This is a genomic window from Pseudoalteromonas sp. TP27, assembly GCF_056470645.1.
Window position 1 is genome coordinate 1 of sequence record NZ_JARDAK010000027.1, and the last position, 19,838, is coordinate 19,838.

Annotated in this window: 22 protein-coding genes and 2 pseudogenes; 13 read left to right on the plus strand and 11 right to left on the minus strand. The window is 37.3% G+C overall.

Annotated features, from left to right (window positions below; genetic code table 11):
* A partial coding sequence (locus tag PX700_RS19900) for a transposase (RefSeq protein ID WP_479521690.1) occupies window positions 1-721 on the plus strand: 721 nt, incomplete at its 5' end.
* A 463-nt stretch (window positions 722-1,184) separates the two neighbouring features.
* Here the strand turns inward: PX700_RS19900 and PX700_RS19905 are convergent.
* On the minus strand, window positions 1,185-2,012 hold the full coding sequence (locus PX700_RS19905; RefSeq protein ID WP_479521691.1) for a phytanoyl-CoA dioxygenase family protein: 828 nt from the start codon (window positions 2,010-2,012) through the stop codon (window positions 1,185-1,187).
* 236 nt (window positions 2,013-2,248) lie between these two features.
* Window positions 2,249-2,539, minus strand: a pseudogene (locus PX700_RS19910) (integrase core domain-containing protein); the annotation flags it as partial.
* 35 nt (window positions 2,540-2,574) lie between these two features.
* Here PX700_RS19910 and PX700_RS19915 point away from each other — a divergent pair.
* The 4 genes and pseudogenes from PX700_RS19915 to PX700_RS19930 form a co-directional block, all read left to right on the plus strand.
* Window positions 2,575-2,700 (plus strand): annotated as a pseudogene (locus PX700_RS19915) (transposase); the annotation flags it as partial.
* Between the two features lie 495 nt (window positions 2,701-3,195).
* Window positions 3,196-3,534: a YkvA family protein gene (locus PX700_RS19920; RefSeq protein ID WP_479521692.1), complete on the plus strand. Its 339-nt coding sequence runs from the start codon at window positions 3,196-3,198 to the stop codon at window positions 3,532-3,534.
* Window positions 3,535-3,786: 252 nt separating this feature from the next.
* Entirely contained in the window at window positions 3,787-4,383 is a 597-nt protein-coding gene (locus PX700_RS19925) for a DUF6624 domain-containing protein (RefSeq protein ID WP_479521693.1), read from the plus strand.
* A 112-nt stretch (window positions 4,384-4,495) separates the two neighbouring features.
* A complete protein-coding gene (locus PX700_RS19930; protein WP_479521694.1) occupies window positions 4,496-4,714 on the plus strand; it encodes an aspartyl protease family protein in 219 nt (72 codons plus the stop codon).
* A 159-nt stretch (window positions 4,715-4,873) separates the two neighbouring features.
* Here PX700_RS19930 and PX700_RS19935 read toward each other — a convergent pair whose 3' ends face one another.
* On the minus strand, window positions 4,874-5,911 hold the full coding sequence (locus PX700_RS19935; RefSeq protein WP_479521695.1) for a methionine synthase: 1,038 nt from the start codon (window positions 5,909-5,911) through the stop codon (window positions 4,874-4,876).
* A gap of 88 nt (window positions 5,912-5,999) precedes the next feature.
* Entirely contained in the window at window positions 6,000-6,977 is a 978-nt protein-coding gene (locus PX700_RS19940; RefSeq protein ID WP_479521697.1) for a DUF1852 domain-containing protein, read from the minus strand.
* A 612-nt stretch (window positions 6,978-7,589) separates the two neighbouring features.
* Between PX700_RS19940 and PX700_RS19945 the strand changes: the two genes are divergently transcribed.
* From PX700_RS19945 to PX700_RS19955, 3 genes are all read left to right on the plus strand, one after another.
* The gene (locus PX700_RS19945) at window positions 7,590-8,354 is read left to right on the plus strand and encodes a spermidine synthase (RefSeq protein WP_479521698.1); all 765 of its coding nucleotides are present in this window, start codon (window positions 7,590-7,592) and stop codon (window positions 8,352-8,354) included.
* Between the two features lie 169 nt (window positions 8,355-8,523).
* Window positions 8,524-9,537 carry a DUF5924 family protein gene (locus PX700_RS19950; RefSeq protein ID WP_479521699.1) on the plus strand — a complete coding sequence of 338 codons (1,014 nt, stop codon included), beginning with the start codon at window positions 8,524-8,526 and terminating at the stop codon, window positions 9,535-9,537.
* A gap of 72 nt (window positions 9,538-9,609) precedes the next feature.
* The gene (locus PX700_RS19955) at window positions 9,610-9,846 is read left to right on the plus strand and encodes a hypothetical protein (protein WP_479521700.1); all 237 of its coding nucleotides are present in this window, start codon (window positions 9,610-9,612) and stop codon (window positions 9,844-9,846) included.
* Window positions 9,847-10,159: 313 nt separating this feature from the next.
* Here PX700_RS19955 and PX700_RS19960 read toward each other — a convergent pair whose 3' ends face one another.
* Both PX700_RS19960 and PX700_RS19965 read right to left on the minus strand, forming a co-directional pair.
* Window positions 10,160-10,468: a hypothetical protein gene (locus PX700_RS19960; protein WP_479521701.1), complete on the minus strand. Its 309-nt coding sequence runs from the start codon at window positions 10,466-10,468 to the stop codon at window positions 10,160-10,162.
* A 12-nt stretch (window positions 10,469-10,480) separates the two neighbouring features.
* Entirely contained in the window at window positions 10,481-11,527 is a 1,047-nt protein-coding gene (locus PX700_RS19965) for a YHYH protein (protein ID WP_479521702.1), read from the minus strand.
* Window positions 11,528-11,779: 252 nt separating this feature from the next.
* On the opposite strand from PX700_RS19965, the gene PX700_RS19970 reads away from it, so the two are divergent.
* Both PX700_RS19970 and PX700_RS19975 read left to right on the plus strand, forming a co-directional pair.
* Complete coding sequence (locus PX700_RS19970; protein WP_479521703.1) at window positions 11,780-12,439, plus strand: NADPH-dependent FMN reductase; 660 nt, start codon at window positions 11,780-11,782, stop codon at window positions 12,437-12,439.
* Window positions 12,440-12,554: 115 nt separating this feature from the next.
* The gene (locus PX700_RS19975) at window positions 12,555-13,001 is read left to right on the plus strand and encodes a hypothetical protein (protein ID WP_479521704.1); all 447 of its coding nucleotides are present in this window, start codon (window positions 12,555-12,557) and stop codon (window positions 12,999-13,001) included.
* A gap of 148 nt (window positions 13,002-13,149) precedes the next feature.
* Here PX700_RS19975 and PX700_RS19980 read toward each other — a convergent pair whose 3' ends face one another.
* Window positions 13,150-13,614 (minus strand): hypothetical protein, encoded by a 465-nt coding sequence (locus PX700_RS19980; RefSeq protein ID WP_479521705.1) that lies wholly within the window; start codon window positions 13,612-13,614, stop codon window positions 13,150-13,152.
* A gap of 260 nt (window positions 13,615-13,874) precedes the next feature.
* On the opposite strand from PX700_RS19980, the gene PX700_RS19985 reads away from it, so the two are divergent.
* Both PX700_RS19985 and PX700_RS19990 read left to right on the plus strand, forming a co-directional pair.
* Window positions 13,875-15,686, plus strand: coding sequence for a protein kinase domain-containing protein (locus tag PX700_RS19985; protein ID WP_479521706.1), 1,812 nt, complete (start codon window positions 13,875-13,877; stop codon window positions 15,684-15,686).
* A gap of 104 nt (window positions 15,687-15,790) precedes the next feature.
* Window positions 15,791-16,222 carry a DUF3859 domain-containing protein gene (locus PX700_RS19990; protein ID WP_479521707.1) on the plus strand — a complete coding sequence of 144 codons (432 nt, stop codon included), beginning with the start codon at window positions 15,791-15,793 and terminating at the stop codon, window positions 16,220-16,222.
* Between the two features lie 124 nt (window positions 16,223-16,346).
* Here PX700_RS19990 and PX700_RS19995 read toward each other — a convergent pair whose 3' ends face one another.
* The 3 genes from PX700_RS19995 to acuR all read right to left on the minus strand — a co-directional run bounded on the left by PX700_RS19995 (window position 16,347) and on the right by acuR (window position 18,513).
* Window positions 16,347-16,763: a VF530 family protein gene (locus PX700_RS19995; protein WP_008169409.1), complete on the minus strand. Its 417-nt coding sequence runs from the start codon at window positions 16,761-16,763 to the stop codon at window positions 16,347-16,349.
* A gap of 72 nt (window positions 16,764-16,835) precedes the next feature.
* Complete coding sequence (gene acuI, locus PX700_RS20000; protein ID WP_479521708.1) at window positions 16,836-17,828, minus strand: acrylyl-CoA reductase (NADPH); 993 nt, start codon at window positions 17,826-17,828, stop codon at window positions 16,836-16,838.
* A 49-nt stretch (window positions 17,829-17,877) separates the two neighbouring features.
* Window positions 17,878-18,513, minus strand: a complete 636-nt coding sequence (gene acuR / locus PX700_RS20005; RefSeq protein ID WP_479521709.1) for an acrylate utilization transcriptional regulator AcuR — start codon at window positions 18,511-18,513, stop codon at window positions 17,878-17,880.
* A gap of 398 nt (window positions 18,514-18,911) precedes the next feature.
* Between acuR and rmf the strand changes: the two genes are divergently transcribed.
* A complete protein-coding gene (rmf, locus tag PX700_RS20010; protein ID WP_002960897.1) occupies window positions 18,912-19,082 on the plus strand; it encodes a ribosome modulation factor in 171 nt (56 codons plus the stop codon).
* A 101-nt stretch (window positions 19,083-19,183) separates the two neighbouring features.
* Here rmf and fabA read toward each other — a convergent pair whose 3' ends face one another.
* Window positions 19,184-19,699 (minus strand): bifunctional 3-hydroxydecanoyl-ACP dehydratase/trans-2-decenoyl-ACP isomerase, encoded by a 516-nt coding sequence (fabA, locus tag PX700_RS20015; protein ID WP_007582756.1) that lies wholly within the window; start codon window positions 19,697-19,699, stop codon window positions 19,184-19,186.
* Between the last annotated feature and the right edge of the window lie 139 nt (window positions 19,700-19,838).

The window sequence follows — 19,838 nt, forward strand, 5'->3', positions numbered from 1 at the left end:
ACTAAATGATAAAGCGATTGTTATTCGCTGGCATAAACTCTGTAAAGGCACATTGCTAACGCAAAAATATGTACAAGGTGAAAAGCTAAGTAAAGTTGAACTCATCTTTTTCAATCAAACGGTTAAACAATACCGTGAACGCCTAGCAAGTATCAGTTGGTTTATGCGGTTACTAAATGAAGATATTGCGCGCAGAGCAAATAAAGAAGATAACTGCACAGGGAGGTTCTGGGAGGGAAGATTCAAATCGCAAGCATTACTAGATGAAGCCGCACTTGCAGCCTGTATGGCCTATGTCGATTTAAATCCCATTAGAGCTAAAATGGCTAACACACCAGAAGAGTCAGACCATACCAGCGTACAAAAGCGCTTAACATGTGCGGCAGAAGGTAAACAACCTAAACAGTTACTCCGCTTTGCAGGTATGCCACGTCAGATTATGCCTAAAGGGCTGCCGTTTGAGCTTAAATCGTACCTTGAACTTGTTGAATTAACAGGGCGTTGTATACGAGAAGATAAACGTGGGTATATTGAATGTACACACTTACCCTTACTCGAAAGGGTTAATATTTCCCCTGAAAACTGGTTAAAACTCACCACACAATTTACACGCGTATTCCATGGTGCAGTAGGTAGGCCTGCTTCACAAGCAAGTTACAGTGAAAATTTAAAGCGTAAACGGCGCTCAAATATTAGCAACTGCGAAAAGCTACTTGCATAAAGCTTAACCTACTCAGTAAAACTACTCAGTAATAAATCATAACTGCCTTATGCAGTTATTTTCATGCGCCTAATTTAGGTTTAAGAGTGATAATGACTTATTTAATGTGTGCTTTGTGAATAACAATATAAAAACAGGTGAATTCTTGGTCAAAAAAGTAAATTTAATGACATAATACTATTTGTATAATTAGAGTGGCTGTCCTGTTTAATCGTCCTGTTGCTGTCCTGTTTAATCGGTGTTTAATCGCTGTTTAATTTGATAAAGCAATCGCGTTACAAAGAATAATAAATGTACCAATGACACGTTATGCTGACCTGTTATTTAATCACGTTTAATAAAAACAAGTGACAATAATTTTAGTGGTTTAATTTGCAGCAGACGTTTGGTATTTAAACAAGACAGAGCCTATGGTGTGTGGTGTTCCCCACGCACCATAAATGCGCAAATATAAACAGAGTACTTATTTGGTAAACTCGATACAATATTCTGCCGCCTCCATTTGTATTTGCGTTTCATAAAAATCACTGGGTAGCTGTATATCATGTTGAAGGTGTTTTGCGCTGAGTGTTTGTATGTTCTTTATCAGTGCTTTGCGCTTTTCAATCCATTCATTTGGAAATATCGGATTATTGATAAGGTGCGATAAAGCCCTAAATTCAAAGTATATAGTTCTGCGTATTGCTTGGGTTTCCTGCCTTCCTGATGAATGAACTGTACTTACATGATGTATTATTACGTCTCCTGCACAGGCTGTAACATCTAAGCTCTTTAACTCCGAATTTGTTAACTGGCGTTTTATATCGCACACACTTAATGAGCTACAATGAGAACGAGGGATCACCTTTAAAGCCCCATGTTCTGCTTTTGCGTCATCTAAATATATACCTACAGTTATAATTGGTATTTGCGAGCTTACGGGCATATCACGGTGCCAATCAAAACCGTGTGTATCTTGTGAATGCTTAATTACAATTGATTCGTAGGTCGGTAAAGCGGGTTCACCAATTAAAGCCTCAACGTAATTCATGAGTTTAGTATGTGCTAATAAGCAAGCGAATTGAGGTTCAAATAGAAAAAGTGAATTGATGCGCGATATATGTGGGGTATCCGCATTTTGGATGATGGCAATATTATCGAGTGATTGCTCTAAAAAATAGTGTGACTTTGCCTCATCATCTAAGTATTGAGAATAATTTTTAAGTTTAGCAATTGTATTAGGTTCAATTAATTGTTTTATTAATACAAAGCCTTGCTGTTTAAACTGTTCTGATACCAAGTCAGTTTGCATATTAAAATTTCCTTTTAGTAATATTACACCAATATATTTTGCCAAATATTGGCTCAAAAGTGGTTTAATCTTGAAGTATGTAAAGTACTAAGAAAGTCAGGTTTACACAACGATACGCAGCTCATATTTATAGTAAATCGCTGTCTGTATTTAGTTAATAGATGATCGCAAACTGCTATTTAGCCATACAGCTGAATCTACGAAAGGTATAAAAAGGGATCGTAATCCTCCCATTTTTAATGGAGGCTATCTGTAGGATTTCCGTTGTTTAACTTTTCCAGTTTTTGTATGGGTGTTATGCCACCTATGCCCATGTTAGGGCGTTCATTATTATAAGTCCTTAACCAATCGGTAGCTTTATCTTGTAACTCACTAATATCACTGTAAATATAATGACTTAGCCAGTCATACCTAACCATACGATTAAATCGCTCTACATAAGCATTTTGTTGCGGGTTACCTGATTGAATAAATCGTAATTTAATATTATTATTTAACGCCCACTCTGCTAATTTATGGCTAATAAATAATTAACAGTAACACCCATCCTAAATTTTGCTTTACCACACAATTTATGCGCGTATTTCATGGTGCAGTAGGCAGGCCTACTTCACAAGTAAGTTACTGTGAAAATTTAAAGCGGAAACGGCGATCAAATATTAGCAACTGCGAAAAGCTACTTGCATAAAACTTAACCTACTCAGTAAAACTATTCAGTAATAAATCACAACTGCCTTATGCAGTTATTTTCATGCGTGTAATTTAGGTTTAAGAATGGTAATGACTTATTTAATGGATGAAATAAAAGTAACCCAGCAATAAAAGATGAATTCTAAACCTGAATGGTACATTTAGTGGCACGGTTTGATTCAACTAAAGTGACTGCTTTGTTCAGTTTTGTTCCTGAAAACCAAGGCTTACTAGCATTACGCTTTGCCATAATAGGAATGGTACCTATGTATTGGTCACTAACTGAAAGGTATATTGATCAGTGTGTCCATTTTATTTATATAATCAACGCCATATCAGATGATAAAAGTAAACTGACCAGGCTTGGCTCAAGAATTTAGACTATAAAAGAGCATTCTCTAAATTTGATTGCTGATGATTAGGACAGCCTAAAACACACAAAATCAAGTGATTAAGTGATAGGTGTTTTGAATCATAAATGGAGTAATTAAAATTGTCAGATAATAAATTTGAAAAAGAGTTTAGCAAAAATAGTTTTTGGGATAAAACTAAAAACTTAGCAAAGGTTGCAGGAGGAACAGCCCTAGAACCCGTACTAAAGTTATATTACTCAGCTCAAGATTCAGACACACCAACTTGGGCTAAAACTACAGTTTATGGGGGTCTTGGGTATTTTATTTCGCCAATAGACGCGATCCCGGATATTACACCTACCATAGGTTATTCTGATGATCTTGGTGTTATAGTTGCAGCAATCGCGACTATAGCTGCTTATATCAAAAGTGAGCATGCAACAAAGGCAAAAGAAACATTAAAACAATGGTTCGGATAAATAAAACAAGTTGCTTAAGCGGATTTAAAGCAGTTGGCTGCGCTCTTTCCTCGTACATTGTAGTAAAACGCCTGTAATTCCGTCCAAAAAGCCAACTTAAACAACACTAAACTCTTTTTTATACACCGTGTAAAAGTACGGTAATCGATTGAACCAAAATAGGAACTCAGCTATGGTTTGTTTATCAATAAAAATAAATAAAAAAGCGAGTTAATCTAAAGGCTCGTTATATGTACAAGGAGAGTTTAGTTGATGCGTTACCTATTTTTACTGTTGATAATACCTCTTCATTCTTTTGCCGAAATTAACCTTCCTCTGCAAAAAGAACTAATTGAAATGGAAATTGAAGATCAACATATTCGAAACAAAATAGGAGAAGCTGGGTGGCATAGCCCGCCTAAAGCACTCCTAGAAAAAATGATGAAAATAGATGAAAGTAATACAGGAAAACTTAAAGCTATCATTAAAAAGCATCATTGGGTAACAAAGGACTTAGTCGGAGTTAAAGGAGTTGGAGCAGCATTTTTAGTCATCCAGCATTCACCTGATGTTGCATTTAAAGTAAAAATGCTTCCTTATTTAAAGCAATCATATTTGAATGGCGAAGGTGTTAGCGGACAACAAGTTGCTCTTTTAACTGATAGAGTTCTTATTGCACAAGGAAAGAAACAAATCTATGGTACTCAAGCTGACGTGAGAGAAGGTAAAGTTGTGTTTAGCCCTATAGAAGATGAAACTAATGTAGATATGCGGCGTAAAGAAATGAATATGCCCTCTTTAGATTTTTACTTAAAAATAATGGAAAAAATGTACGGGATTAAAGAGCACCCTGAAATAGTCTTGAATTAATGTACATATAACAAAACGTCCTGAGGTGGGCGACTAGTAAAATTTGGCTATTAATTGTGGGAAGCTGAAAATAGTAAGTAAGATTTTAAAAACTTTATAACAAGGAACGTATATGAATTTATTTGAGAACAAAACCATAATTGAATTTGAAATATCACAAACAGGTCACCAAATTGTTGAAGCTAAAATTAATGGTAAATCGTTACGTTTTATTTTAGATACTGCCGCTGGATCATCTGTTTTAGACCGTGCATGGCTTATTAGGCTCTCCTTTTTTTATTCAATACCAAGCTGTTATCGATTTTTCAAAAAACAGGCTAGAGCTTTTTAATAAAAAATAATTAAGTATCTAACCTAATTTTTGTTCTTTAGTCAATTTTAACTAGCGCACCATGTTTATGGATTTTACTATGGCATGATGCGCCAGCTGTAATCGTTTACAGTTTGTATTTTAAAGCTACTTTCCAAGCTCTTATCTAATAATTCTTATCTAATAATTCTTTTCTAATAACTCTTTTCTTATAATTTCAGCCCCAGCACTTAAGGCATTTAGTTTGCCGTTAGCTATATGGTGAGGTAGGGGAGCCATGCCGCAGTTTGTACACGGGTAGAGTTTGTCTGCATCTACAAATTGCAGTGCTTTACGTAGCGTATTAGCTACTTCCTCTGGCGTTTCGATAGTATGGTTTGCTACATCAATTGCGCCTACCATTACTTTTTTACCGCGAATGAGTTCTAGCAAATCCATTGGTACATGTGAGTTATGGCACTCTAGTGAAATAATATCGATATTAGATTGCTGAAGTTTAGGGAATGCTTCTTCGTACTGTCGCCATTCACTTCCTAGTGTTTTTTTCCAATCTGTATTTGCCTTAATGCCGTAGCCATAACATATATGCACGGCGGTTTCGCATTTGAGCCCTTCAATTGCGCGCTCTAAACAGGCGATTCCCCAGTCGTTTACTTCATCAAAAAATACGTTAAACGCGGGCTCATCAAATTGGATGATATCAACGCCTGCGGCTTCTAGCTCTTTTGCTTCTTGATTGAGAATGATGGCAAATTCCCACGCTAGTTTTTCGCGGCTTTTATAATGGTCATCGTAAAGCGTGTCAATCATGGTCATTGGGCCTGGCAATGCCCATTTTATTGGTTGCTTGGTTTGCTTGCGTAAAAATTTAGCGTCTTCAACAAATACAGACTTTTGACGGCTGACAGGGCCCACAACGGTTGGTACGCTTGCGTCGTATCGGTCTCTAATTTTCACTGTTTTGCGTTTTTCAAAGTCAACACCATTTAGGTGCTCTATAAATGTAGTTACAAAATGCTGCCTTGTTTGCTCGCCATCGCTAACAATATCAATGCCTGCTTGTTGCTGGTCGAATAATGACAAACGTAGGGCGTCGTGTTTGCCTTGGGTTAATTCATCACCTTGTAATTTCCAAGGTGACCAAAGAGTTTCTGGCTCTGCAAGCCATAAAGGCTTAGGTAAACTGCCCGCGGTAGAGGTTGGTAATAATTTTTTCATAATAAATAATGCCGTATATTTTAGTTAATTATTAAACGTAGCGTTAAGCGCGTTATTTTTCGTTATTATTGGTTGTTACTATCAAGTGTTATGAAAGATAGCTACTAGAGAATTGCTCAAGAACCGTTTGGTACGGCTTGATAAAGTGATCTTGTGCAAACTTGCCTTGTTCATTTGCTAATTTACCGCGCTCTTCTCGGTCATACACAATTTGCGTTAGTGAGTGATCCAAGTTTTTTAAGTTTGGTTTATATGATTTACCCGCTGTTGCGTTGGCATTATAAATCTCTGGTCTGTATATTTTTTGAAACGTTTCCATTGTACTAATGGTGCTTATAAGCTCAAGATTGCTGTAATCATTAAGTAAATCACCAAAGAAAAACAATGCTAAAGGCGCGGCGCTATTTAATGGCATAAAGTAACGTACCTGCAAGCCCATTTTTTTGAAGTATTGCTCAGTTAAAGACGATTCATTTGGCTCGTATTCAACGCCAAGTACCGGGTGTTGGTTTTCAGTGCGGTTGTAGGTTTTGTTATCTGACACACTTAGGCATATAACCGGTGGTTTTTTAAAGTTTTGTTTGTATGTATCCGAATTTACGAATGACTGAAATAGCTTGCCATGTAAAACCCCAAAGTCATCAGGAATACTAAATTGAGGTTTGCCTTTATTGTGCTCTTGTAGGAGTACGCTAAAGTCGTAGTCGCGCACATACGATGAAAAGTTGTTTCCTACAATGCCTTCAATACGCTTATTAGTTTTATGATCAACAATATTTGTTTTTAATATTTCGATTGATGGGAAGCTTTCGCCGCCGTCTTCAATCCCTATTTCAACAGAGACAATTTCAAGCTCAACAGCATAACGCTCACCTTTGGTGTTATCCCAATGGGCTAGGGCATTAAAACGGTTGTTAATCATGTTTAAGGCGTTACGCAAGTTTGCTTGGCGGTATTCACCTCTGGCTAAATTAGCAAAGTTGGTTGTGATACGCGTATTAGTTGATGGATGATAATTTTCGTCGAGTGAAACGCTCTTAATATTAAATGTAAAATCTTTTTTCATCGTATTTATATCCAATTTTATAATTTAAACCTGATTGATGCTCTGCGCTTTATTAGCCTTGCAACTTACTGTGCTGGTTTTGTTATTCAGCGGCTTTAAGTTGTTAGTAATAGTGTTTAGCGCTAAGTGATGAGTAATTTATACGTTGATTGGTATATGAAGAAAAACGGTTTAATTTCACATAAAACATGAGTCATATTCATTAATCACTATTGTTAGATGTGAGTTGGCGTAAATTGGCGGGGTAAACGGGAAAAATGATATAAATATAGCATGGATGCTTAGCCGTTTAGACGTCTTTGCGTTGGTGGTGCACTTTATTCATGTTGATCATGAGGAATATTCAGAGGAGTTTTTTATTTTTAAAACAGTGCATTAGATAAGTTTTAAACATTTTACATCGTTGTTTATAGTAAATGTTATGACTATTTAAGCTTAAGTTAGCTATAAAAGTAGCTACTTCTGCTAGTCTAGTATTAAAAGGTAAACAGGCTTCTTAATAACTGCATAGCACTTAGGTATTAATAAAAGCGCTATAAATCATATTAATAACAATGTCAGTACGTTAAGTAAGTTATACTTATTTTTCATCACCTCACCTATCGAGTATTCGTGGATATCAAAGGCACTTGTATTGCATCAGTTACTGATGAGCATGGCCCGGTTTATGTATATCAAACAAAAAAGAATCTTATTCTCAGCTTTGACGGGAAAATTTATCAAAGCTGTATCAAATTAGATAATATTAACGGGTTAAGCTTAGCTTATACGCAAGCTATGATGGCTGCGCTTTTTTTTATACCGCACTTAAAAACCGCGATGATAATGGGACTTGGGGCCGGCTCTATAGCAAAAAGTCTTTATCATGCGTTTCCTGCACTGACTATTCATACCGTTGAATATCGTCAAGCCGTTGCGGATATGGCTATAAAATATTTTGAAGTTCCTGTGTCAAAACGTTTGTTTATTCATATTGATAATGCGGCAAATTATATGAAAAAAACGCAGATAAAAACGGACGTGATTTTTTCTGATTTATATAGCTCAGAGGGGATGGAGTCAGACCAGGTGCAATCATCATACTTACGTGATTGTAAAAATGCGCTCACTTTTGATGGTGTACTCGTTCTTAATATTTGCCATACCAAAGTTGGGCAAAGAGAGGTATTTGACCAACTGCTTGATAAAGAGTTTGCAGGAAAAATTCTTAGTTTTGTAATTGAAGGTGGCAATAAAATTGTTTTTGCTTTTAATAATACAATGCCTTCATTCAATCAAGATGAGTTACTGGCCAAAGCTCACGCGTTACAAAAATTAATAAATGTACCAATGGACCGCTATGCCGATCTTTTATTTAATTGCGCTGAGCTTAAATAAGTAAAAAAAACCTGCTTTTTAGGATGATGCTATTTAATCGCTGTTTTTGTAATCAACTGTTAAATAGCTAGTTTTAAGCCATCTATCTGCTGTTCATTTAAACTTGGTTAAACTAATCGTATTCTGAATAAAAATAATAAAGTACATACCCGTACGGAAACACTCATAAATGGATTACTGTAAAAATATAATTGCTAAATTTATAAGCGCAATGCAAAAGCGGCCTGGATTATTGGCTGTGATGTCATTTTTGTCGGGTGTTGCTAGCTTTGCACTGGTAGATAGAAAAGAGTCTTTTTCGCAATTTATTGCCATATTTTTGCTTGTTAGTTGGCTATGGCTAATTATTGATAACTGGTTACGTGACAAAGTTGAAGAAAAGTTTGGTGTGGCTGTATCTCCTAATGTTATGCGTTTTGCTCTGCAAATGGTGCAGCAAGAAAGCTTATTTTTTGCTTTACCGTTTTTTTTAGCGGTTACGCAGTGGGATCATCCCCAAGCTGTTTTTACCTCCCTTATTACTTTGTGTGCACTTATATCGGTAATCGACCCATTTTATTACAAAAAACTTGCCAGAAACCGCACTTTATTTACTGTTTTTCATAACTTTGCTCTTTTTGTGGTGTTGCTTGTTACGCTGCCTATTTTATTAAATTTGACTACTAGCCAAAGTTTAGCCGCTGCACTTGTAACAGCTGTAGTGGTTACTCTACCGAGTTTAAATAACTTAATGCCTAATGCACGCTGGTGGCGTTTTCCTATTCTTGTAGTGATTTTATGTGCCTTAAGCGCGTCTATTTGGCAATTAAGAAGCTACGTGCCGCCTGCAGCACTGCGATTAACCGATATTACGTTAGCTCATGAGGTTGATTTACAAAATAAAAAGCCAGTAGGGAGCATTCAGCAGTTAGATTCTTATACGCTACACCATCAAGGTTTATATAGTTGGACGGCTGTTAAAGCGCCAAGAGGTTTAAACGAAAAAATATTTCATGTATGGATACATAATAAAAAAGAGGTTGATCGAATTACATTAAATATAAACGGTGGGCGAGAACTTGGTTATAGAGCATGGACTCACAAGGTAAACTTTCCAGCTGACGCGGTAGGTAAATGGCAAGTTAAAGTCATTAGTGAGTCAGGACAACTAATAGGTTTAACGAAATTTACTGTTACACCTTAGTTAGCTTAATCGGCTGCAATTTAAATAACTAGTTGATATAGTTTTTGCATACCAAAGTAATGGACATAGATTATGAGTATTGCATTTGAAATTTTTATTTGGCTAATAGTTGAAACTGGTTTAAGTTTTTTGTTTTATTCGACCGGGTGGCTGCTATTAAAAGTGGTAACGTTTGGGCAGTATAAAAGCGAGTTTAAAGACTTTGCATCTTATAAAGCGAGTAAAGCTAGAAGAATGGATTTAACCTTCTTATTAGGTTTTTGTTTTTATGTTGTATTAATTGGTTTAATTGCTTACTTAAATCATTAATTTATTATTCTTAAATATATGGAGAATAGATACATAGTAATATTGTGGGCGTTTTATAAGGCTTACAGCTAACGTGTCGTATTGAGTTATTAAGCAGCTTGAAGTATACGCCCTAGCTACACTATGGCAATTAATAAAAATGCTGAACGCTTTGTGGGTGATCAAATATTAAAAAGCGTGTATTAAAAAACGTGTTAGGGAGTGGTACTGGTGTGAGTTATCAATATCGATAGTTAGCAGCACAATAAAATAATTGTGCTGCTTATAATGAATTTACCTTTCAAAATGTTACTTTAATAATCTGTATCGTTTATTAAGGTTGGTTTTTTGAGTCAGCTTTCTCTTTTTCGTGAGTATGGCTTTTTATAGGGGTGGAAATTCCCTTATCAATTTTTTGAATTGGCTGGTTTCGTACACACATTAAATCATCAGCCATATATTGGCAGCTACCTATATATAAATCGTTGTGGCCACCTTCGTATTTACACGATTGAGATTTTATTTTATCTGCACAGGCCTTAACTGCAGCACCATTTACCGGCCCTGAATGCGCATTTAAAAATGTAGGTGCTGCAAGTAAAGCCATACCAAACAAACTTAAACAACTACTTTTTATAAACATAATAACTCCCTTTTAATGTTTTTCAGGATCATGGCTTGGCGGTGGACCTTGATGATCTCCCGGTGGTCCTCCTGCGGGTCTTACTGATTGGCCATGTAGACAACCAATAAACATGTTCTCGCTAGGGCTTGCTGCATGGTAATGATAACCACGGGTAGCGTCGGTATTACCTCGGCATTCATCAAGTGTCTCTTCTTTACCGTTTACATCGCGCATAGCATAAATACCGTAACCGTCCATTGCGTAACCGATAAGGGGGGCGTGGCCATCTTCTGTAGCAGCAGAATCAGTACAGCCAGTGGTCGAATGATAGTGATACCCTTGGTGTAAGTTGATATGCCCACCACAATCATCAAATGCGGCAATTGTATAACTACCCAAAATAGCATCAATTGGAGCAGGCCCAGATAGCTCAGTACCGTCTAATGCTATACCAACCGTTCTTAATCGGCCTGAATCTGCTGCAGGAATAGGTGTAACAGGAATTAAATAAGTTAATGAAAAATTATCTTCTAGGTATGAAAGCTCACACTCAATGCAATTTTGTTTGTATTGCTCCTCTACATCTGGGCGTGCAGCTCCAGAGCAGGATTCTTTATTGGCTGTGTATCTAATTTTATTTTTTTTAGTGTCGTAGAGTACCCACTTTTCATCGCCGTAATATTCATCTAGCTTTAGGATAAATTGGCCAGTTAAATCCACTAAATCGCCAGTACCTTCTTTACTAAACCAACTGCCAGAGACATCCGCGCCATCGGTTGTTGTGCGCGGGCAAAATGGGCCAGGCTCTCTACCTGCAGGTGCGCCTGATGTAATTAACTCATAACACTTGGTTTTAGTACCTTGTTGAGTTTCACAATCAACAATTTTAGGCTCAGATAAAAAAGCCTCTTTTTTGAACATAGATAGGTTTATTGATTGATTCGCTTTTTGTGCTTCACTCAGGGAGCTACTGACTTGCTTGGTATTTTTAGTAGTAGATGAGTCATCGCAGCCACTTAGAGTTAACACTGTTGCGGTAACAATAATTGCACATGCGCTATAATTTTTTGAGCCCATTACTTGTATCCTTTTCAGTATAGGTTTTGGTGTACTTATACTGTGGCATACTACTGGCAAAATGTGCGAAAAGTATGGAGAACAAAAAATAAGCACACGATAAAAACGTTTAACAGTGTGATGGTAGTTAAAGCGCAGTTTAAATTTAATTATTTGTGTGTTTAGAATCAATAAAAAATGCGTATGTGTAATACACAATAACTAAAAAATGTTAGTGTTTAGCTGTTATTCAAATACATATAAGGATTACATATGAAGATTTTAGTGTTTTTAGGGACAGTGCGAGATAGCACACCTCCTAGGCCTGCTCGCTTAGGTGAGCGAGTATCTAAAGCCTGCATTGAATGTTTAAATGAGCAATTTTCAGATCATGAGTTTGAACTGATAGATGCACTTGATTACCCAAGCGAGAAAGTGTTTAAGCCTCATTTTTCATATGCACAAGGTAAAGCGCCTTCAATGCTCAATACTTTAGCAGACAAAATTAAAGCGGCTGATGGCTATGTAATGGTCAGCCCCGAGTATAACCATAGTATGAGCCCAGCCCTGAGCGACTTACTTAACCACTTTGGTAGCTCACTCTTTTCGTACAAACCCAGTGCTATTGTTACTTATTCTGCTGGGCAATGGGGCGGATTAAGAGCTGCAATAAGTATGCGCTCGTTTTTATCAGAGCTTGGCTGCTTACCTGTATCAGCAATGATCCACGTACCAAAAGCACAAGAAGTATTTAATGACGATGGTTCTGTGCAAGTTGGGCAAGAGCAAACATCGTGGTTTAATTATTTTCACCGTACTTTTGGGCAGTTGATTTGGTGGGCACAAGCGGCTAAAAATCAAAGTGAAGTTGAAGATCCTGAGCAGATGTTAAAAAGCTTTAAGTCAAACCCATCCCAGCGAAATGCGCCTTAGTATTTATAAAGATATAACTAAGCCCTAATTAGGGTTTAGTTTGTTTCAGTTATAGAAACTATAAACCAATAAATGTTATTATTAACATCTTCATATAAAAAAAGGATGTTATATCTTGAAATACCTTACTCTTTTGAGTGTACTGGCCCTTAGTGCTTGCAGCTCTGTACCACAATTATCGGCGCTTGGCGAAGGCACTACTGCAAATATGAACTTAATAGCTCTTTCGGAGCAGAGCGCGCCACAAGGTGTTAGCGGTACATTTAAGTTTTATATTAAAACTGCGGGCTCTCAGTACGGTGACGTATTTTTAAATACAGAAAATGACTATCGTGATCGACGTGCCATTACAATTGCAATTGATTCAAAAGTAGCTGCTAAACTCACAGAAAAATACGGACAATTAGCCGAAACATTTTTTATAGATAAAACAATTGAAGTAACAGGTGTAGCGAAGCGGGTAACTATCGATTTTTTAAGTAAAGGCAGAAAAACCAATAAATATTACTATCAAACACATGTTGCTGTTAATTCAATAAATCAACTTCGCATTGTTGAGTAACATCAGCTTGCTTGTTGAAACATCGGATTAATTACTAAACTACTTATTAGCTAAGAGTATGTTTTGTAGTGGTACTGTTTTTATATACAGTGCCGCTGTAAATCTCAATAAACACTAAAATAATAAACTTAATGTTAGTCGCGCTGTTCTAGGCTCTATTGGTAACGTTTGTATCAAAATAGTCGTACCTCACACCCACGGTTGCTTCAAGTTTTGGAGAAAGTAGAAGCTTAGATCCCCAAAAGCTTGAGTAGCTGGTTTGCTTTAGGGCATCTTGCCTTACAGTACTAAGTCGCTCTCTTGCTTGCGTGTTATAAAACCCTACGTCATCTATGTCGTCGTGGCTAAGTTCAATCCCTGCCGTGTGTTGCATGTTTATATCGAAGGTTTTAGTTTCGAACTGATAGCTTAGATCTGTGCCATAAATATGACGGCTATCTTGCTGATTAAACTGACCGCCATACCTGGAATTAGTTCTAACATTTCGGCGCTGCTGAATCTCACCTTGACCAATAATACCGCTAGATGTGCTGATTGACTCACCAATTAACCCATCTCTGTGGCCATAAACGGTTAATTTTTCTATGTTTGCATAGCTATAACCACTATACAAAGTGCCTAGCGCTTAAATTGCTAATGTTCTCATGACTAAAATCCCTATCTTATGTATTTGTTATTAAGTGCAGCTAACTTAAATACGGCTTAGATAATTTATTGGATGCAATATTTGTTGGTTATTTGTAATTATTTAGATGTGAGTAAATACGTGTAATTTAAAAACTAGGCTGCAAGCTATTGTAATCTCATTACATAAAACTAATAATCGAGTGGATTAAGTAACTATATAAAAACTAACACACTAGAGAGCCCGTATTGAAAGCCAAAGAAATCCGCAATTTTTACATCAACGAAGAGCAATCTGTTTATTTGCTTTCGCACCGCGATGCTAAAAAGCACCGTCAGTGGCTTAATATTTGTATTAAGCAGTTAACACTGCTGGGCTATAAAAACGTTGAAATGATTGGCTCGGGTGCTTTTGGTTTTGTGTTTGCGGGTGATGACGATAACGGCTTACCTTGGGTGTTTAAATTTTCGCGTATTACACTTGCCCAAAGTATACGTGACCGCCTAGAAGACGAAGCGTATATGCTTTCGCAAATTAATAACCCCTTAGTGCCTACCTTTTATGCGTTTGAGCGTATTAAAAAACAAGGCATTTTAATGATGGCACGCGCCATAGGGGAGGATCTTGAAAAAGTATCGCTTAAAACAGGGCGCTTTAGTGCGGCGCAAATAATGGCGCTCGCGGTTAGGTTGCGTAATGTGTTGGTTGATTTACGTAGCCACAAAAATGGCGTTAGCCCACAACCTATAGTGCATGGCGATATAAAACCTTCAAACCTTGTTTGGGATGCAAACACTAATGCGCTTTCGTTAGTTGATTGGGGCAGCTCTGTATATGCACAGCTTGATAGCACTGGTAACCCCGTAGCAAGTAACTTTATGGATTTAATGTCGGGCGATTTAAGCACCACTAATGCGCGTATGGGCGATGTGTACTTTATTGGCGAAGCGCAAATGTCGGGGGAGCAGTCATCCCCACGATTTGACGAACAAGGCGTTGCCGCTACGTTATATGCGCTCGCGTCGGCGCAGTCGTGTCGCTTTGGTGCACACGCTATTCCTGCAAGCAGCTTAGGCTTACCTAAAGAGCTGGCTAAAGTAATTGATGGCATGCTTTCTAAAAGTAAGGCACAACGTGATGGTGCAGGCGATTACTTTATGCGTAACATTACGTCTATGGCTAAAGCGTACTTACCTGAGCTTGATAAAAAGCAAAAAAAAGCCGATATCCCTTTTTGGTATGGCAGCGACGAGCAGCCCGATACAGTTGTATATAGTTCACGAAAACAGTTTTTACGCCAAGCCGATCATAACCAGCAATTACTCGATATAAACGACGCTCAACTTGACCGTTATTATAAAGAGTTTTTATTTGATACCGGCGATACCGAAAAAGCATTTTTAGCATCAATAAGCCGATTAGCTAAGTATCCGGTAGTAGGTGGACTTAGTTTTCATTGGAGGGATGACTCATTGTTTGTTGAGTCGTCTTTAATTATGCATGACGAATCATTGGGTGATGCGTTTAGTGATGCGATAAATAACACCGTGATGCTAGCACAAGCGATTAATCAAAAAGGGTTATTTAAGTGTTGTTTGTTTGATGCCCGTAAAACCATTCAACTAGAACGAGACGGCACAGGGGCATTTAAGTTTGATAGCCTACCAGAGCTTGAGTACGAAGTAGTAAGCATGAAAGCAAACGAAATAACACGTCCGCATTCATACTTTGAGGATGGTAAAGACCCTGATGAGCAACTCCAGCTCCCTAAAAAAGTTATTAAGTGCGTATTTGAGCTTAACCAAATCCATCATACGGGGTGTATTATTTTTGAAGCGCTGCCCGACAGAATGAAAATTCACCATTACTACCGATTACTTGATTCGACTAAAGAAGTTGAGTTTAAGCGCCTTCTTAATAAACTTATGCAATACGCGGTAAACATTACCGATGTAGGAGTGGCTGGTTTTATGAAACTCCCTTACAAAAACACGCGTGAGTTTAGTTTATGTGAGCACCAAGAAGAGCACTACTTCCCTAAAAATCCTAAGCTTGTTTAAATATAAAAAATTGGATTGTGTTATTGTGCTCCATTCCTCTAATTCAGGCTTAGATTCCAAAAAGTTAAGTTAACACTAATTAAGCAATATGAAGGGCTATCTTAATGGTTAAATTAAAACCTGTAGTTACATTGCAAAGCCACGGCATTTACTCAAAGTGGGATAGTGAAAGTAAAGCGTTACCTCAAATAGAGCAATTTACAACAAATGTAATAGCTGAGGTAGATGTTGAGTTTGGTTTAATCGTTAATATTAAAAAAGGTAGGGGTGAAAAGCTTCATTATTGTATTTACCATCCTGATATTCCAGACAGCAACGGTGATGTAATGGACCCTTTTGAAGGTGATGTATACGTAAAAGATAGTGATTGGAATTTTTACTTAGGCGATACGCTTTGGCTGCCAATAGAAAATAAACTAGGTGATTGGCGAATGACCCTTGAGCTTAATGGTAAAATTATTGCTGATAAAACATTTAATGTGGCATTAGAGGCCGAGCGCACTGAAACAGACTTTTGGAAAAATCGAGGATATTAGTTATCTATCTATTAGTCATTTATTAGTTACTTATGAATTATATGGGCGCGGGCAACAATTGAAGTGAACGAGAGATAGCTGTAGAGCTATTTATAAATAACTCTACAACAATATAAAAGTGGCTTTAGTTACCCCAAGGGTTACTTGAGTTAGAACGTTGCTTACGATCGCGAGCACGTTGCTTAGATTCTTTTTTCTCTATAATACGTTTAGCATCAACAAAACTAAGTTCACATGGCTCACCAGGTTTATGATCTGCTGGGATAACGCGATCTCGTGGCGGCAATTCGTATTGCACATCATCAGGCTTAGGTAAGTTTTTAAGACGGTACAGGTAAAAGTTATCTACTTTTTCTTGTGCCCATTGTGTTTTACGTAAAAATTTAACCGCAGACTTAACATCAGGATTATTTTTAAAGCAGTTAAGTTGTAAATAAGCGTGTAAGAGTTCCCACCCGTATTGTTCAACCAGCTCTTCAACCACTTGTTCTAATTTTACGCCTTGCAGTGGGTTATTACTGAAAAGTTCTTGGTTGCTCATAGGTGTTGCCTCGTTATTAAAATACAAATTGCATTATAAATTTAATAACGAGGCTTTAACAGAGTAAATAGCTTAACTTTGACAATTAACTACAACACGACCACGAATTTTACCTTCCATAAGTTGCTCTGCGTTATCAATTACTTGATCAAGCGTAATTTCTGTCGAAATTTTATCTAAATAATCAGTGCTTACTAATTTAGCTAAACGATCCCATGCTTCAATTCTGTCGGCTTTAGGGCGCATTACGCTATCAATTCCCATTAACGATATGCCACGTAATATAAATGGCGCAACTGACCCTGGTAAATCCATACCTTGTGCAAGTCCGCAGGCTGTTACTACACCTCCATATTTTAATGAAGCACAAATATTTGCTAGTGTATGGCTACCCACAGAGTCTATTGCTGCTGCGAAACGTTCTTTTTGTAAAGGCTTACCTGGGTTTGAAAACTCACTTCTGTCAATTATGTTTGATGCGCCTAACTCTTTTAAATACTCACTTTGATCTAATCGACCTGTTGCCGCCGTTACGTTATAGCCAAGTTGGTTTAGTAAATAAATAGCAAAGCTACCCACGCCGCCATTGGCACCAGTTACTAGTATTTCGCCAGACTCTGGAGTAATACCTTGTTTTTCAAGCGCTATCACACTTAGCATGGCGGTATAACCGGCTGTACCAATTTGCATAGCTTGTTTAGGTGAAATACCCGCAGGCAAGGGGATTAACCAATCGCTATTAAGTGCTGATTTTTGAGCAAGGCCGCCCCAATGTTTTTCGCCTACACCAAAGCCATTTAATATTACGTTATCGCCATCTTTAAATTCATCGCTGGTGGAATGTGTAACCGTACCCACTAAATCTATACCCGGCACCATAGGAAAGCTCCGTACAACGGAGCCTTTACCAGTAATTGCTAAACCATCTTTATAGTTAAGTGTGCTGTATAGAATGTCAATATATACATTTTCGTTTGGTAAATCACTATGTTCGATAGTAGATAATGAAGCGCTGTAGTTATTATCTTCTTTATTAATAACAATGGCTTTAATTGGGTTACTCATGGGATATCCTTTTAGACCGATCGTCTTTTAATTGGTAAATAAAAACGCATTAGGTTAATAATGCGCGTAAAAACATTTCTGTATACAAAGTAAGTGGGGTATTTGATTTAGTGAGCTTGGCGCGCATAACAGCACCTTCCCAACCAATCCAAAAGTACTCACTCATTAATTGTGTGTTTACATGGCTTGCAATAGTGCCTTGTTGCTTAGCTTGATTTAAGCAAACTTCTACATGGTTTTGCCATGCGGTGTAGCTTTGCATTAATCTGGTTTTAAATTCTTCACTTAAATGGTTAAGTTCTTGGTTTAAGTTACCGACTAAACAGCCACGTTTGTAATCGTATTTTTTCATCCCTTTAATGGCGCTTTGGGTAAAATTAACGATTCGCTCAAGTGGGGGAACATCTTCTTGCTGTAAGTAATGGGTAAGCTTGGCAATGAAATAATTGTCGTATGCATCAACTAGCGCTATGCCGTAGGCTTCTTTACTTTTAAAGTAATGATAAAAAGAGCCTTTGGGTACAGCGGCTTTTTTTAAAATAGTATCGAGCCCCGTGGCGCTAAAGCCAAACTCAGTTAGGGTTTCTAGGCCCGTACGAATAAGTAACGCTTTTGTATCGGCGTTCTCTCTGGCTATTTTAGGTGGGCGACCACGGCGTATTGATGTTGATGTATTTTTGTTCATGAGCTTATATTAGACCGATCGACTTTAAATAATCAAGCATAATATTAAATCGTTTAAAAAGAATGCAAATCGGGTGAGTAAAATAACTGAAATAAAAGTGTCACGATTACATTTTTGTTTGGAACTTAGTCAAAATGCACAGGTCGTAAATTATGTACTTAAGTACATTTTAGCGATTATTGAGTCGCATTTTATTTAGCATAAAACCGGTCAAATTAAATGTTGTATGACCACTTACTTTTTTAAATGTTAATTCATTTTTGCATCAGCAGCTTAGTTAAAGTCAAACAATTTAATTGCTTTTACGATTTGAATTTTACATTTTTATTAACTATTCATTAAATGTAGATTTCACTAATGCTACACAATATATAAATAAAAAGGTGAGGATATTACCGATGAAGAGACAGAAAAGAGATCGTTTAGAAAGAGCTCATTCTCAAGGTTTTAAAGCAGGTTTAGCAGGTCGCTCAAAAGAGCTATGCCCTTATCAACAAGTAGATCCAAAATCAGAGTGGTTAGGAGGGTGGCGTGAGGCGATTGAAAACCGCAACATGTACAAAACCTAAAATCAATAATCGAATTTAAGCAAAAAGGCCTCCACATTGGAGGCCTTTTTGTTTGTGCGTTAACTTTTAAAACTAAATTTTTAAGGATTCAGTTTAAGTAATTAAAACGCGCTAGTGTCTTGAAATAAGCCCACTTTTAAATCTTTTGCTTCGTAGATTACTCGGCCATCTACTTCTACAGTGCCATCAGCAACGCCCATAAACAATTTACGTTTAATTACGCGTTTCATTACAAGGCGGTAAGTTACTTTTTTATTAGTAGGTAAAATTTGGCCAGTAAATTTAACTTCACCCACACCCAGCGCACGGCCAAGACCTGGGCCACCAGACCAACCTAAGTAAAAGCCAACTAGTTGCCACATAGCATCTAGGCCTAAACAACCTGGCATTACTGGGTCGCCTTTAAAATGACAATCGAAAAACCAAAGGCTAGGGTCAATATCAAGCTCAGCAACAATTTCGCCTTTACCGTGTATTCCGCCATCAGCAGTTATAGAAGTAATGCGATCCATCATTAACATGTTGTCACTTGGTAAACGGCAGTTGCCTTCACCAAACATTTCACCTTGACCACAAAGGATCAAATCTTCTTTTGTATAGCTATTTTTAGGTTCCATAACACTTATCTTCGCTTAGAAATTGCCAAGTACTTTAGCGTACACTTGTACGCTAAACAACTCGGAGCAGTTAAAAAATCAAAATATTGCATATTAAATCACCAATCAATCAACGCGATTGGTTTTTGCACTATAAAAC

Coding starts and splice junctions, on each gene's coding strand:
- PX700_RS19950 (WP_479521699.1), top strand. CDS start 8,524: ATGGATTACTGTAAAAATATAATTGCTAAATTTATAAGCGCAATGCAA.
- rmf (WP_002960897.1), top strand. CDS start 18,912: ATGAAGAGACAGAAAAGAGATCGTTTAGAAAGAGCTCATTCTCAAGGT.
- PX700_RS19955 (WP_479521700.1), top strand. CDS start 9,610: ATGAGTATTGCATTTGAAATTTTTATTTGGCTAATAGTTGAAACTGGT.
- PX700_RS19935 (WP_479521695.1), bottom strand. CDS start 5,911: ATGAAAAAATTATTACCAACCTCTACCGCGGGCAGTTTACCTAAGCCT.
- PX700_RS19965 (WP_479521702.1), bottom strand. CDS start 11,527: ATGGGCTCAAAAAATTATAGCGCATGTGCAATTATTGTTACCGCAACA.
- PX700_RS19990 (WP_479521707.1), top strand. CDS start 15,791: ATGGTTAAATTAAAACCTGTAGTTACATTGCAAAGCCACGGCATTTAC.
- acuR (WP_479521709.1), bottom strand. CDS start 18,513: ATGAACAAAAATACATCAACATCAATACGCCGTGGTCGCCCACCTAAA.
- fabA (WP_007582756.1), bottom strand. CDS start 19,699: ATGGAACCTAAAAATAGCTATACAAAAGAAGATTTGATCCTTTGTGGT.
- PX700_RS19925 (WP_479521693.1), top strand. CDS start 3,787: ATGCGTTACCTATTTTTACTGTTGATAATACCTCTTCATTCTTTTGCC.
- PX700_RS19995 (WP_008169409.1), bottom strand. CDS start 16,763: ATGAGCAACCAAGAACTTTTCAGTAATAACCCACTGCAAGGCGTAAAA.
- PX700_RS19905 (WP_479521691.1), bottom strand. CDS start 2,012: ATGCAAACTGACTTGGTATCAGAACAGTTTAAACAGCAAGGCTTTGTA.
- PX700_RS19960 (WP_479521701.1), bottom strand. CDS start 10,468: ATGTTTATAAAAAGTAGTTGTTTAAGTTTGTTTGGTATGGCTTTACTT.
- PX700_RS19930 (WP_479521694.1), top strand. CDS start 4,496: ATGAATTTATTTGAGAACAAAACCATAATTGAATTTGAAATATCACAA.
- PX700_RS19970 (WP_479521703.1), top strand. CDS start 11,780: ATGAAGATTTTAGTGTTTTTAGGGACAGTGCGAGATAGCACACCTCCT.
- PX700_RS19940 (WP_479521697.1), bottom strand. CDS start 6,977: ATGAAAAAAGATTTTACATTTAATATTAAGAGCGTTTCACTCGACGAA.
- acuI (WP_479521708.1), bottom strand. CDS start 17,828: ATGAGTAACCCAATTAAAGCCATTGTTATTAATAAAGAAGATAATAAC.